Origin of the sequence: Nonlabens sp. Asnod3-A02 (assembly GCF_045063755.1) — a bacterium.
Lineage (GTDB): Bacteria > Bacteroidota > Bacteroidia > Flavobacteriales > Flavobacteriaceae > Nonlabens > Nonlabens xylanidelens.
The window spans coordinates 53,860-68,589 of record NZ_JBEFOC010000008.1; the positions used below are offsets into that span (position 1 = coordinate 53,860).

General features: G+C 33.5%; 15 protein-coding genes and 1 pseudogene. 4 read left to right on the forward strand and 12 right to left on the reverse strand.

Features of this window, described 5'->3' with window-relative positions; all coding sequences use genetic code 11:
- Positions 1-9 precede the first annotated feature (9 nt).
- Genes ACJJVN_RS10220 through ACJJVN_RS10230 form a run of 3 tightly spaced genes read right to left on the reverse strand, consistent with a single transcriptional unit; the run spans position 10 to position 1,872 of the window.
- On the reverse strand, positions 10-888 hold the full coding sequence (locus tag ACJJVN_RS10220; RefSeq protein ID WP_405378021.1) for an SAM-dependent methyltransferase: 879 nt from the start codon (positions 886-888) through the stop codon (positions 10-12).
- A 46-nt stretch (positions 889-934) separates the two neighbouring features.
- Complete coding sequence (locus ACJJVN_RS10225; RefSeq protein WP_104513809.1) at positions 935-1,309, reverse strand: hypothetical protein; 375 nt, start codon at positions 1,307-1,309, stop codon at positions 935-937.
- 56 nt (positions 1,310-1,365) lie between these two features.
- Complete coding sequence (locus ACJJVN_RS10230) at positions 1,366-1,872, reverse strand: GbsR/MarR family transcriptional regulator (RefSeq protein ID WP_405378022.1); 507 nt, start codon at positions 1,870-1,872, stop codon at positions 1,366-1,368.
- Between the two features lie 137 nt (positions 1,873-2,009).
- On the opposite strand from ACJJVN_RS10230, the gene ACJJVN_RS10235 reads away from it, so the two are divergent.
- From ACJJVN_RS10235 to ACJJVN_RS10245, 3 genes are all read left to right on the forward strand, one after another.
- Positions 2,010-2,663, forward strand: coding sequence for an HD domain-containing protein (locus ACJJVN_RS10235; protein ID WP_405370633.1), 654 nt, complete (start codon positions 2,010-2,012; stop codon positions 2,661-2,663).
- Between the two features lie 42 nt (positions 2,664-2,705).
- Entirely contained in the window at positions 2,706-3,512 is an 807-nt protein-coding gene (locus ACJJVN_RS10240; RefSeq protein WP_405378023.1) for a tRNA pseudouridine(38-40) synthase TruA, read from the forward strand.
- An 80-nt stretch (positions 3,513-3,592) separates the two neighbouring features.
- Positions 3,593-4,198, forward strand: coding sequence for a DUF2911 domain-containing protein (locus ACJJVN_RS10245; protein WP_405370629.1), 606 nt, complete (start codon positions 3,593-3,595; stop codon positions 4,196-4,198).
- A 98-nt stretch (positions 4,199-4,296) separates the two neighbouring features.
- Here ACJJVN_RS10245 and ACJJVN_RS10250 read toward each other — a convergent pair whose 3' ends face one another.
- From ACJJVN_RS10250 to ACJJVN_RS10280, 7 genes are all read right to left on the reverse strand, one after another.
- Entirely contained in the window at positions 4,297-4,620 is a 324-nt protein-coding gene (locus tag ACJJVN_RS10250; protein WP_104513817.1) for a 2Fe-2S iron-sulfur cluster-binding protein, read from the reverse strand.
- The gene (locus ACJJVN_RS10255) at positions 4,621-5,688 is read right to left on the reverse strand and encodes an NAD(P)/FAD-dependent oxidoreductase (RefSeq protein ID WP_405379244.1); all 1,068 of its coding nucleotides are present in this window, start codon (positions 5,686-5,688) and stop codon (positions 4,621-4,623) included. It lies immediately after the preceding gene.
- Positions 5,689-5,834: 146 nt separating this feature from the next.
- Positions 5,835-7,070, reverse strand: coding sequence for a sulfate adenylyltransferase subunit 1 (locus ACJJVN_RS10260; protein WP_405370627.1), 1,236 nt, complete (start codon positions 7,068-7,070; stop codon positions 5,835-5,837).
- Positions 7,071-7,081: 11 nt separating this feature from the next.
- A complete protein-coding gene (gene cysD, locus ACJJVN_RS10265) occupies positions 7,082-8,026 on the reverse strand; it encodes a sulfate adenylyltransferase subunit CysD (protein WP_405378024.1) in 945 nt (314 codons plus the stop codon).
- Complete coding sequence (locus ACJJVN_RS10270; protein ID WP_405378025.1) at positions 7,977-8,603, reverse strand: phosphoadenosine phosphosulfate reductase family protein; 627 nt, start codon at positions 8,601-8,603, stop codon at positions 7,977-7,979. Before ACJJVN_RS10270 ends, cysD begins: the two co-directional genes overlap by 50 nt.
- Positions 8,566-8,853 carry a DUF2061 domain-containing protein gene (locus tag ACJJVN_RS10275; RefSeq protein WP_405378026.1) on the reverse strand — a complete coding sequence of 96 codons (288 nt, stop codon included), beginning with the start codon at positions 8,851-8,853 and terminating at the stop codon, positions 8,566-8,568. Before ACJJVN_RS10275 ends, ACJJVN_RS10270 begins: the two co-directional genes overlap by 38 nt.
- A gap of 412 nt (positions 8,854-9,265) precedes the next feature.
- The gene (locus ACJJVN_RS10280; protein ID WP_405379246.1) at positions 9,266-9,673 is read right to left on the reverse strand and encodes an RrF2 family transcriptional regulator; all 408 of its coding nucleotides are present in this window, start codon (positions 9,671-9,673) and stop codon (positions 9,266-9,268) included.
- A 781-nt stretch (positions 9,674-10,454) separates the two neighbouring features.
- On the opposite strand from ACJJVN_RS10280, the gene ACJJVN_RS10285 reads away from it, so the two are divergent.
- The gene (locus ACJJVN_RS10285; RefSeq protein WP_405370622.1) at positions 10,455-11,660 is read left to right on the forward strand and encodes an ATP-binding protein; all 1,206 of its coding nucleotides are present in this window, start codon (positions 10,455-10,457) and stop codon (positions 11,658-11,660) included.
- Between the two features lie 60 nt (positions 11,661-11,720).
- Here the strand turns inward: ACJJVN_RS10285 and ACJJVN_RS10290 are convergent.
- A pseudogene (locus tag ACJJVN_RS10290) lies at positions 11,721-11,870 on the reverse strand (hypothetical protein); the annotation flags it as partial.
- A gap of 50 nt (positions 11,871-11,920) precedes the next feature.
- The gene (locus ACJJVN_RS10295) at positions 11,921-14,668 is read right to left on the reverse strand and encodes a T9SS type B sorting domain-containing protein (RefSeq protein WP_405378027.1); all 2,748 of its coding nucleotides are present in this window, start codon (positions 14,666-14,668) and stop codon (positions 11,921-11,923) included.
- Positions 14,669-14,730 lie beyond the last annotated feature (62 nt).

Sequence of the window (14,730 nt, forward strand, 5' to 3'; positions counted from 1 at the left end):
TGAGCTGAATTACCCTTTAGTAGCCGTAATCAAGTAATATCCAAAGCTTTTCATATGTAAGCCAGATAAAAGTGCATAGAAAGAACCTTTTAGGTTATGTAAACTTTCTTTTTTAAATGTTCTTTTGTTGAATAACTCTTTAATTACAAAACCAGCAATAGCAAATGGCACGTGTAGTACTGATGGTGCTACTCTAAATGATACATCTTCTACTTTTACATTCTTAAAACCTACTTGTTCAAGATTGAATTTATAATTATTGATGTTTTCTAATTGATCTAAATCCCAGTGATTACATAGTTTATTGTATGCAAATCGCCCACCTGAGCATAATTGTTGATGATTTTTCTTTAAAAATGCATCTGCAATAACAAGTCGTCCACCTGGTTTAAGAATTCTATGCGCTTCTCTTAATGAAGTAATAGAATGTCCACCATGACAAAAGCTTTCTATCGCGAGAGCCGCATCAAAACTATTAGAATCAAAAGAGGTGTTATTATAGTTTTGTAATTCAATTGAAGTATTATAAGGCTCTAGTAGTTGATTCCCTAGGTCAACTTGATATTTTGATAAGGTTACACCGGTAGCTTTTAAATCAGAATTGCGAGAAAGTGCATAGCGCATGGAGTTCCCGACACCACATCCTAAATCGATCATCGTTTTGTCACCTTTTAAGACATGTAATCTTTTTAGCACTTGGTTATTCATTTCATTGAGCATGGTATCTCTTTTTAACAAAGAAGTGCTATTAAAGCTATAGTAACCAAAATGCATATTAAAATCCTTACTCCAAAATTCATAATCCTGAGTAGCCTCATCGTATAAATCTACGGTAGTGATTTCCTTTTCATTTGATTCCAACTGAGTTGATAGGTTGATTGATTCCATATTTTTAAATTTTGATAAATTGAAAAAGAATTTTTGGTTCTATTATCTAACCTTGAGTAAGAAAAATTTGTTTACGACCGACACTACTATTGTATGAAATGAATATGAAGTAAAAAGCTGTCAAACCAGATAATATCATACCTATTGAAAAAGCATTCATGTCTTGATGGTGGTTAAATTCAAGCATATCATTAAATAACATAAAAAAGAATGTTACTATAAATAAGGATAGAAGTAAATGAGAAATAGTCATCCAACGTACTGTTTTAGAGATTTTGTTATAACGAGTTAATAAATAGACACTAGATACGACTTGAAATAGTCCAAGAAGCATCATAAATAACATACCAAATGGAGGAATTAGAAATAATACTAGGTTAGTAATTAAAACATACTTATTAATTTTAAACAAAAGTCTCATAATTTATAGTTTTAGAACTTTCAATAAAAACTGAAAGTTTGATTTAAATAAAAAAGTTAAGAGATCGCTTTGATCAGCTTTTTCATGTAGTTATTGTTATTAATTTTAGTCATTAAGTTGGTTAAATTTTCCATCTGGCTTACAAAGTCAGCTAGGTCAGAAAGTAAACTTTGAAAATGTTCAATTTCCTCTTTTTTCCCTTCTAGTTTTGCAGCTTTAAGTTCGTTAAGCAAACGTCTTACTGGCTCTAGCTCTCTTCTTTTGCGCTCTTCCATTATATTTTGTGCAATGGAATGCACATCGTGCAGCGCTACAAAAAACTCTTTGCGCTCTCCTAGAACTGTTTCTTTGCGCACCAGTCTCCAGTTGATTAATTCACGTACATTAGTATTGACATTCCCTCTACTCAACTGTACTTGCTCCATGATCTCGTCTGCACTTAATCCTTCAGGATAAGAAAGCAATAGTGCATGGATTTGTGCCATGGACTTAGATATTCCCCAAGAGCTTCCTAAAGAACCCCATGCCTGAATAAATTTTGATCTTCCTTCTTCTAATTTCATACGCCAAATATACAACTACTTTTTAAACTTTCAATAATTTCTGAAAGTTTAATTTGTGATAAGATTAATCTAATGTTATTAAGAGTAAAAATGTTTGTTCTAATTTTGCTTTCGCGAAAGCGAAATAAAACAACCCAATGACACAACAACAAGTTATAGAGAGTACGGTACAATTTGTAAAAACACAATTACAAGGAGCCGAAGGTGGACATGACTGGTTCCACATAGAACGTGTGTGGAAAAATGCAAAGTTGATTGCTCAAAATGAAGATTGCGATAAAGGCATAGTAGAATTAGGTGCCCTTTTACACGACATAGCCGACTCAAAATTTCACGATGGAGATGAAACCGTTGGGCCGCGCGTTGCAAGAGAGTTTCTTACATCTCTAGAATTACCAGAAGAGGTCATAGTCCATGTAGAAAATATAATCAAATACATATCTTATAAAGGTGGTCACCAGAGTAAAGATTTTACTAGTAAAGAACTAGATATAGTACAAGATGCAGACAGACTGGACGCACTAGGTGCGATAGGAATAGCACGTAGTTTAAATTACGGAGGTTTTAAAAATAGAGCCATTTATGACCCCAATATTGCTCCAGACTTAAACATGACTAAGGAACAGTATAAAAAAAGCACGGCACCTACTATCAATCATTTTTATGAAAAATTACTTCTTTTAAAAGATTTAATGAATACAGATTCTGGTAAAGAAATAGCACAAAAACGTCATGATTACATGCAAGGCTTTTTAGATCAATTTCATGCAGAGTGGAACGGAGAACTATAAATGGTCTTTTAACTTTGTACTTTTACCTTCTTAATCTATTACATGAATCCAGGACCTTTTGCACAACATAGAAGACAGTTTTTTCTGATAAAAATGCAGTATCTGGGATTTAGATTTCACGGCTGGCAGAAACAACCCAACAACATACCTACTGTAGAGCACATGGTAACTAGAACCTTGCGATATGTTCTAGATCATTCTAATTTTAAAATTCTCGCTGCTGGAAGAACAGATGCAAAGGTGTCTGTTAATGAAGCATGGATAGAACTTTTTCTAGATGCTAGTGAAGAACTAGAAATGGAGCAGTTTCTAATAGATTTTAATCAGAATTTACCCAGTGACATAAGAGCGCTAGCGGTTCAAAAAACTGATAAGCATTTTAATGTGATACAGGCTCCTAAAGTAAAGGAGTACATCTACCTTTTCTCTCATGGGCAGAAATTCCATCCGTTTTGTGCTTCTATGATGGTGTACATGAAAGAATCGCTAGACATCGATGTAATGATGCAAGCGGCTAGACTTTTTGAAGGCACTCATGATTTCTGGTCTTACACTTATAAACCTACAGAGACTACCATTACTACTTCTACTATAGAAAGTTGTTTTATAGAAAAGAATGAGCTTTTTACCGCAAATTTCTTTCCCGAGGAGAGCTTTGTTTTTAGAGTAAAAGGAGAAGGTTTTAAGCGTCATCAAGTACGTTTAATGGTAGGAATGCTATTTGACCTAGGTATGCACAAACTCACGCTAGATGAGTTTAAGGAAACTCTAGAGGGCAGTAAAAAAATACATTTATCTCACATAGCACCGCCTAGTGGTTTAATGCTCTATAAAACAGAGCTCAAATAAATCTTAATTCTTATAGAAGTGTTAAAGTGATGTTTTCGTGATAAGTAGTCTCTATTTTTAGAGTTCATAAAAACACAATCATGAAAAAATACATTTTATTACTTGCAGTAGTACTTTCTAGTAGTGCTCTATTTGCACAAGATCTTACAAAATTAAAATTAGACAAGAGTCCTATGGATGCTGCGTTCTTTCCTTCTGGAGCGGCACACCGTGCGTTTGCAAAAACTGACGAAGCTAAAATGGCTGCAGAGCCTAAAATTAGAGTTCTTTATGGACGTCCAGCTCTTAATGGCCGTAACGTTTTTAGAACTACTGAGAACAAAAAAGATGGTATTACTCAATATGGTAAATCATGGAGACTAGGAGCAAATGAAAGTACAGAGCTACTTTTAATGACAGACGCTATGATAGGTGGTAAACTAGTTAAGGCTGGTCGTTACTCTATAGTAGTAACGCCTACTGAAAAAGAATGGACATTCCACATCAATACTGAAAATGATGGATGGGGTAACTATTCTCATAAAGCAAATCTAGATGTAGTAACAGTTTCTGTTCCTGTTACTAACGATGGTAAAAGTCTAGAGCAATTAAGTATCGCACTTTATTCTCCAAAAAAGGATAACACAGTACATTTAAAAGCTGGATGGGGAACTTACAGAGCTGAGCTTCCTATTGTTTTAAAGTAATTAGCGCTCTAATAATTTATAAAAAGCAGTTTAACTTTAAATAGTTAAACTGCTTTTTTAGTTTCCGCTTTCGCGAAAGCGGAATAATTAACAAAAATCTAATCTGCTTCTGGAGCTAGTTCTACAACTAATCCGTCTAGAGCCTCAGTAATAGGTACCTGACAACCTAATCGAGAGTTTTCTTTTACGTTCTCAGCCTCCCAAAGCATGGCTTGCTCGTCATCATTACGTTCTCCTAGATCATGATCGCTTATCACATAACACTGACAGGTCGCACACATGGCCATACCACCACAAACCGCCTGTACTGGCAAGTCATAAGATTTACATACTTCCATGAGATTCATGTTCATGTCTGTAGGTGCAAGAACTTTATGCTCCACGCCTTCTCTATCTATAATGGTAATGTTTACGTCTTGCATTTATTTATTACCTATTTTTTTTACTACCGCTTTTTCTGCCTCTTTACGAGTACCATCAAATCCGTCTACACCACCTACAGTCGTGTATTTCATTACATACCGTTTATCTGGAAAGATGCGCTGGTAGGCACTTTGACACATTAATGTAGCCTCGTGAAAACCACAAAGAATCAGCTTTAATTTTCCTGGATATGTATTTACATCTCCTATGGCATAAATACCAGGTATATTAGTTTGATAATCTAGTGTGTTATCTACTTTGATAGCATTTTTTTCTATCTCTAATCCCCAGTTTGCGATAGGTCCTAATTTAGGTGCAAGACCGAATAATGGTATAAAAGCATCGCACTCGATAACTTCCATACGCTTTGCCTCATCATTATGTTGTAATAAAACAGACTCTACTTTATCCTCACCTTTTACATCAAGAATTTGTGCAGGAGTAATAAGTCTTATTTTTTTAGCATCTACGAGATCTTGAACTTTTTCTACACTATCCAGCGCCCCACGGAATTCTTCTCTTCTATGTACTAAAGTCACTTCAGAGGCTACGTCTGCTAGAAAAATAGACCAGTCTAGTGCTGAGTCTCCTCCACCAGCGATAACAACTTTTTTATCTCTATAAACTTCTGGATCTTTAATCATGTATGCTAGACCGTTGTCTTCATACTTTTCAATTCCATCTATAGCAGGTTTGCGCGGTTCAAAAGAACCTAATCCACCGGCTATGGCAACTACTTTTGTGTGGTGTTTTGTGCCTTTACTAGTAGTGACTATAAATGTGCCGTCTTCTAGTTTTTCTATATCTTCAGCTCTTTCTCCTAGGGTAAAACCAGGTTGAAAAGGCTCTATTTGTTTCATTAAATTATCTACAAGATCGCCAGCGAGAACCTCTGGAAAACCAGGTATGTCGTAGATAGGTTTTTTAGGATACAGCTCTGAACACTGCCCACCTGGTTGTGCTAGTGCATCAATAAGATGGCATTTAAGTTTTAATAAACCTGCTTCAAAAACGGTAAATAAACCTGTAGGCCCTGCACCTATTATTAAAATATCTGTAGTGATCATGTCTTGTTCCATAGCAACTTGTATGCCTATAATGTGGCTATTGCAAAGGTCGTGATCAATAACTTGTTAAGCAAATGATTAAGAAAAATCTAAACATGGAATCGTTTAGATTTTTCTTAATTGGATTATATTAACGGATATTGAATTTATAAGATGAAACCTACGCCCGCTGTGTTATTAGTTTTTTCATCTATAATTATAAATCTACCTAGGTTTTTATCTGTTGCATAAGAGGTTCCTATAATCTCCTTACTAGTTTTTACCGTGACTGTACCTATATCGTTTATTGCTAAAGTATCGGTTTCATTATGGTGATTCTTCATTAATTTTTCACCACTTATCTTTAATTTACATCGTACTCTAGAAGTACCTTGTTGTAGAAGGTAGGTAGATCTTTCTGATAGAGCAGTATGATCCATCCAGCACAATTGTGCTTCTATGTTTTTTTGCTTTACATATTTATCACTTCCTACTATTAAGAAATCACCTCTAGTTACATTAATATCATTTTCTAATTCTACTATCACAGCCGACTCTTCTCTAGCTGTTTGAAAAGATTCTCCTGCTAGATAAATACTTTTTATTGTTGATTTCTGACTGGACGCGACTACTTCTACTGCATCACCTACAGAAAGGTCTCCACCTCGCACTGTAGCGGCATAACCTCTAAAATCATGGTACTGTTCTGTTTTAGGCCTGATAACGTTTTGAATATTTAAAGAAACTGTATTAAAGGTATTATTAACTTCTATACTTTCTAATATATTTAAAACAGACTGCTGTGTATACCAGGAGGTATTTAATGAAGGCTCTATAATATTATCTCCCTTAAGTGCAGATATAGGAACAAAATGTATCGTTCTATTTGCATCAGGGTATTCTATTGCAAGTTCTTCAATGGTTTTCTTTATATCTAGGAATATTTCTTCACTATAATCAACTAGATCCATTTTATTTACCGCAACAATAATATGGTTAGTAAGTAACAAATGATTGATTAAAAAGTGTCTTTCTGTTTGTGGCAACTTACCTTTTCTAGCGTCTACTAATATGATGGCAACATCGCTATTACTAGCTCCTGTAATCATATTTCTAGTGTACTCTTCGTGACCAGGAGTGTCTGCAATAATGTAACTACGCAAATTTGTAGAAAAATAAATATGCGCTACATCTATAGTAATACCTTGTTCTCTTTCGGCTATTAAACCATCTGTTGCCAGAGAAAAGTCCAAGTAATCATAACCTTTATTTCTACTACTGGTCTCTATCGCTTTTAATTTATCTTCTTCTAGGGATTTAGTTTCATACAGCAGTCTACCTATTAAAGTACTTTTACCATCATCGACACTTCCTGCTGTTGCTATTTTAAGCACATTCTTCATAATTCTTTCTTTTAAAAATAGCCTTGTTGCTTGCGTTTTTCCATCGCACCTTCACTACGTTTATCATCTATTCTTGCGCCACGTTCTGAAATTGTACTATCTGTAATTTCATTAATAACCGCATCAATTTCTGTCGCATGACTGAATACCGCTGCGGTACAACTCATGTCTCCTACCGTTCTAAATCGCACCCAACTTTTTTGAGTCTCCTCATCTTCATCTTTATAAACATGTGGAGACACGGACCAGATCATACTATCTCTAATAAAAACCTCGCGTTCATGAGCAAAATAAATACTAGGAATTCCTATTTTTTCAGATCTTATGTAATTCCACACATCTAGTTCTGTCCAGTTAGATAATGGAAATGCGCGTACATTCTGTCCATGATCTATGGTGCCATTAAGTAATTCAAAAACTTCTGGCCTTTGATTTTTCTCGTCCCATTCACCAAATTCATTGCGTACAGAAAACACACGCTCTTTTGCTCTTGCTTTTTCTTCATCTCTACGAGCACCACCTATACATACATCAAACCCATGTTTTTCAATCGCATTAAGTAAAGTAGCCGTTTGTAATAAATTCCTACTGGCATAACGTCCAGATTCTTCTTTTGAAATACCTGCATCTATATCATCTTGTACGTGAGCAACAATTAATTTCAGGCCTAGTTTTTCTACCAACTCATCTCTAAAAGAAATGGTCTCAGGGAAATTATGACCTGTATCAATATGCAATAACGGAAAAGGAATAGGCGCCGGATAAAAAGCTTTATGAGCAAGATGTACTAATGTGATACTATCCTTACCTCCAGAGAATAATAAAACTGGCTTTTCAAACTGACCAACTACTTCTCTTATGATATAGATAGCTTCTGACTCTAAAATATTAGGTTCTAGAAGCTTGTTAATTGTGGATTCCACATTCTCTATTTTCGATAACTTTTGTGGGGTCATAATATTTGAATTCGTTTTTTAAATTATTTTGTTCTAGGTATTCGTCCAGTTGGTTATCATCATAATCATAAAAAGGAGATACCTTAAGAACATCATTTGCACCATAAGAAAGCACATCTATAGAATCTCTAAATGCAGTCTGTCCTTTTCTCAGATTTGTAAACCACACGTCAGGACTCCATTCCTTCATAGCACGTTTAAAAGGTTCTAACTTTACTTGTTCACTAAAAAGAGCATGAGACGGATTATCCAATTCAGGAATACCCATAATTACATTTCTATATGCTACAGATTGCTTAGGTACATATATTTTGAGATTTAAATCAAGTAACTCTCTTACATACTCTACATGCTTATAAGTCTGAATGGTATTATAACCTGTATCGCACCAAATGACTGGTATATCTTTTTTCACTTGTGTTACCAAATGAAGAATAGCCACTTCATAAGGTCTGAAATTAGTTGTTATAATAGGGTTCACCGCTTCTTCTAGTACCTGGCTAACTCTATACAAAGGCTGCTCATTTTTGAGAGCCTCATTATACTTTTGTACGGACTGTTTGTTTATTTTTTTCATTATTTGGATTTGTGATTTTATCCCATAGACGTTCATGAATAAAGTATAAAACCATTTTACTAAAAACCTCTATACCTCCTATAGTAAGTGCTATATCTATTTTAGAAGTAAGTAACCACGATATCATTATGGTATCTAATGTACCTATGACACGCCAACTTATTGTTTTCCATAATGCAATTTTCCAGTTGGGATCACTAGATTTTTCATTATCAAAAAAATCAGGTTTATAAATTCTATCTAAAATCAAAGGAACTTCTATTTAAAATGCAAAATTAAAGAATAAAATATTTACCCTATGGGGTTAGTAGAGTATTTATTTAAATAAATATTTGTAGTGATTTTCAATCTTTTGATATAGTGTAGAAAATTAGAAACTAGTAGAAACAAAAAATCCATCTAAGAAGATGGAGAGTAATTGTTTTTGAACGGCCAGCCGCGAGCAGTTATAATAAGAAAACAGCCCATCTTAATATTGTAAGCTACTCGCGTTGTGTGACCTATCCAAAACTATTGTTAAAACTTAACACTGCAAATATATAACAATTTTTAAACCCTACAAGCCTTATAGGATAATATCGTATTAATATTTTGCTAATTAAATTTTGAGGATATGATAATCCTGTCACACAAAACTGATTATTTCAATGATTATAGGCTATCTAGATCAAATCATTGAGTGTTTGATTTTCTAAAATAGCAAGCGTATTATCTCTTACCTGAATCATTAATTTATTAACTGAACAGGCATCTTCATCCACACAGTCATCACATTTTTCATAAAAATTAAGGCTTACACATGGTAACATAGCAATAGGACCTTCTAAAATGCGATGTACCGTTGACATTCTTATTTTCTCTGGTAATTGCATGAGATAATAACCACCACCTTTTCCTTTGCGACTACCCAGTATACTGTTCTTACGCAGTTCTAAAAGAATAGCCTCAAGAAACTTGTGTGGGATTTTTTCTGACTCTGCAATAGTAGCAATAGAAGTAGGCACCTGATCTTCTTGTCTAGCAAGATAAGTGAGCGCTTTTATACCGTATTTTGTTTTTCTAGATAGCATTCTCAAATTTAATACATTCTTAGATTCTACGTTAACAGATAGAAACGTTTCTTTTATCAAAACCGATCTACATTAATACAATAGTATTATCTAATCATCTAACAACTACATATAGTAGTTCTAACCAGTAATTATATAGTAAGAGGTATTAGATTTTCATTCATCATCATGAAACAAGTAATTAAATCAATATAAAATTCTTTGAAACAATAGATTACACAAGCTCTAACTGTTTCATAGCCAAAATACTTATAGCTCTTATCTTAAATAAAAGATCAAGAATAAGATAAACTCATAGCTATTAACTACCGGTAGATTGTTGCTAATTAAATTAAAACAGCTCAAAAAAGACAAGCAATAAAACCAATAAAAAGAACAAAAGTTAAAGTAACACACTCAAATCAATTAAAATTAATCGATAAACGGCATGAATGATTATTGATCATATGACTAGTTACTCATGTAAAAACAGATGTAATAAATTAGTGTATTGTATATTTTTTCCTACAAATTAAATTTTATAAATTATTGAAAAACCACTGATTCTTAAAACATTGTTTTAGTTAATGACTTAATTAGAACTGAAAATAAAACAAATTATATTTTTTTCTTACAAGAAAAAAATCACCAATACTCATGTAAACAACTGAATATAAATAATTTCCAAAACATCATGTTATCGAAAATACCGATCTACTTAACCTAAACACCAATCTTAACCCTTAACTTTGAATGAGTTTTACATCAAACATAGAACTGCAAAAACCACGAATTTCACTTTATGATTGCAGCACCCTTGCCACTTAATGAAAAAGCTAGAATAAAAGCATTAGAAAGCCTTAACATTTTAGATTCTTTACCAGAACAACAATATGATAACATCACTGAACTAGCGTCCTATATATGTGGCACTCGTAACGCGGTAATTTCTCTGGTAGACGAGAATAGACAGTGGTTTAAATCTAATTTAGGCATGGCTGTTTGTGAAACACCACGAGAGGTCAGTTTTTGTGCACATGCTATCCATAACCCTAGTGAGTTGATGGAAATCCCTAATGCTCTAGAAGACCCTAGATTTAAAAATAATCCACTTGTGCATGATAAGGATAATCCTGTAATATTTTATGCAGGTGTACCTATACTGGACCAGACAGGATTTGCGTTAGGAACTCTTTGTGTACTAGATAACAAGCCTAAAAAACTGAGTAATAAACAAAGAAAAGGCTTACTTAACCTAGCTCAACAGGTTCAAGAACTTCTAAAACTACATGTACTTAACACAGAACTTAAAGTATCTAGATCTCATTTAAAAAAACACAATGATCTTTTAAAAGATTTTGCAGGTACCGTATCGCATGATATGAAAATGCCACTGGCAAATCTTATTGTGACTTCTGATATTTTAAATAAAAAATACTCAAGTATTTTAGATGATTCAGGTAGAGAATACCTTAGTTATCTCAAAAAATCTTCTTTATCACTAAGCGATTATATTACAAATATTCTTGCTCATTACGAGAGCTCTTCTTACAATGTAGATGACCGTAAAAGCTTTGATGTAAATGACTTATTAGAAAACATAATTGAATTAATTAACATCAAACACCATTGCGACATTCACCTGCCAGAAGTGAATCATACTATTCACTGCAATCGTGTGGCACTTGAACAAATATTCCTGAATTTAATAGGTAATAGTATTAAGTATAACGACAAAGAAGAAACCGTTATAGATTTAAGCATCACTCTAGATGATAGTCATTATATTTTCAAAATTAAGGATAACGGTCGTGGCATACCTGAGGATAAATTAGAAACCATTTTTGATTTATTTTCTACTGTAGGAGAATACGATCGTGAGGGACAGAAAGGACATGGAATAGGGCTTTCCACCGTAAAGCAGCTCGTAGAAAAATTAGGAGGAGAAATTTCAGTAGACTCCGTACTAGGTAAAAACACCACCTTTACATTTAGTATTGCTCAATAAATTATGATACATGTTCCGCTTTCGCGAAAGCGGAACATGTATCCAAAAAATCATAAGTACTTATCCAGCCACTAAAACCTCTTTACACGTTTTACTCACCTTTATAATATCTGACAGTAAACCTCTAGCTGTTACTTCTCTTCCAGCACCAGCACCTTTTATCACCAGCGGATGTGACGCATAGCTTTCTGAATAAATTTCAAAGAAACTTATAAATTAATTGAACCATATTCAATTCTCTAAATAAAAAAATCTAATCCCTATCTCTTTAATGCAAAATGACCTTGAAAAACAACGACGTTGTTTTTTACCGTTTTAAACCAGTAATCACTACCAGGCATAGGACTACCATTAAACGTACCATCCCAACCTATCTCATCACTTTCAACTTGGCTTAAAAGTTTACCATACCTATCAAATATCGATGTTATGTAAACCTCATTAGACTTGCTTCCTAAAATATTCCAAGTATCATTAAAACCATCCTGATTAGGAGTAAAAAATCTAGGGTAACCTATTAGGTTAAAAGTCTTAGTAACTGTACCGCAGTCTGGTATTTCATGAACTGAAATCTCATACTCCCCATATTCTAAGTTTTGAAAAACATTTGAAGACTGACTGGCCACGTTAGGTATGGTATAAACAAAATCACCAATAGAAGCCATCTGCACAGTAACAGATTTATTTACTGAATCTATAATAATATCATCTATCACTGGCGGTGAAGTAGGAACTATTTCAAAATTAAAAGTAGAAGAACAAATTGCTCCACTAATTAATTTTTCTACTGTTAGACTGTGCATGCCATAAGAACTAAATTGTGATTGATAAGTTGTTGAACCATTAGACCAAGAATAAGAAAGATAAGAGTCATCTACTTCTAAGTTTAAAGTATCACCACTGCACAACTCGTAAACATCAGATAATTCTTCTACCGTTACTTCTATAGTATTTAATCCTATGAGAGGTACCGCTATTAAATCACAATAAGTATCTGGGTGAATAATAGAGACAATAATGGATTGACTATTAGTAGAATTGAACTCATAAGCCGATGGTAAATTAATTGAATTTCTTTGTAAAATGGCATCTTGTCTATTTTCATAATAATTAAAAATAAAGTTATTTGTATTCGCATAATAATTAGCTACCTCAGACTCGATTACCGTTAAGTCAACAACAGAGCCATTACTTCCTTGATCAACACATACGGTAATGTCTAAAATGAAATCATTAGGAATAGGACTGTATTCTTTTGTTATTAATGATAACTCAATAGTACTACTACATCCATATCGATTATCTACAACTAAAAATAGACTTTGTGAATATGGGGTTTGATTAACAAAAGAAATATTAGTATCAATTTCATTAGTACGGTTCAAAGCATCTGTTTGCGTAGCGTAAAATGAAAGTTTCTCACCTTTATATAATCTAGAGACCAGTGGTGTCAATCTATTTAAATCAAATGATGCTATTCCATTACCATCATAATCACATCCCGTAAAAGGATCTATAGGACTACTAAGTAATGGTGGATCAAATATTCTTATGTAACGTACAAATTCTTTTTGTAATCCATTTACGATAGCTGTTGCCACTACCCTGTACTTTCCAGCAGCTGTAAATTGATGATTAGGTGTTAAGGAAGTACTTGTATTATTTACACCACTTGCTGGGTCATTAAAGTCCCATGACACTTGAGTAACATTTTCAGTAAGACTAAAATTTGTCAGACTCCCTAGACACTGATCACCTACTTCTATATATTCTACTATAGTATTTGTTATAAAATTAGCGCGAATAGGTTGGCCATAATTAAAATCAGAAGTATTATTTTGATAGTTATCAATAAAGTTAGAAGTTAAACCTAATAGATTAGGATTATCAACTCTAGCTAGCCATGTACCACCAGGTACATAAATACGACCATCAACTGCTAGAAATAAACTGTTATAGCGTGCGAAGTAATTATCTGGCCCAACATCATTAGATATTTGAGTTTCACTAGCTATTATCTGACTAATATTAGAAAGTGATAAATCATATTGAAATACTTTACTCCTTAAATTAGAAAATTGTATACCATGTCCTGCGTTATAACCTGGTTGAGACCGATCCTGGGTAAGAACATATAACTTAGAAGAATCTCCAGAAAAAGCAGCATTTGTGTATCGTTCTTCATCAACTAATTCTCTACCTATATTTTGATTATTTGAAATTACACCTGTGGTTGAATCAAAATCATACAGATGCAATATCCCTTTATTAATAGCATTAACAATAGCTATCTTACTTCCATCTGGCGATACAACAGCTTTACCTGTTCCAGAGTTTAAATTAACATTAACAGAATAAACTGTTGAAAAGGAGTTATACGCTACTGAACTGACCACTGGTGTTGGATTAAAACCATTAGAATCAATTTTATAACTTAGAAAATCAGTTGAATCATTACGCTGGATTATTATCCAATAAGAACCATCTTCTTTGTTGAAGTAACCCATCATATTTCTCGGGAAAACTTCTTGTTCAATTCTTCTTATACTACCATTTACTATTCCACCAGCTCCAGAATTTAACCTGAAATCAAATTCACAAATGATCAAATCATATATTGGATAAGTTCCATAATTATTACCGATTAGGTAATACTTATAAATGGACTCAGGATGAGGAACAATTAAAAGACTCTGCGTATTGTGGGTAGGAATAGAAGTAGCAATTCCCTCTGTAAATAAATTTACAATATTACGTTCCTTAAATGGGTCTATCAAATAAGGATTGGAATTAACAGTATAGGTAGAAGTTGTACCAGTAAGCAATGATCTACCATTTGCCATTGCATCAACTGTAGCAATCGCAGGTGGACTAATATGAGGGAGAAACTCTCCCTCACCTCGACTAAAATCCATCGTGCCAACTGATGTTGGCCATTGATCTGGATATCCTTGTGAATAACTCCAAAATGAAATAATACTAATACATAAAAAAAGATATAGTTTCATTTTACCTTATAGTTTTAACTAATAAAGATATAAATATACATGTTAGTTTGTTAATTTTTTGA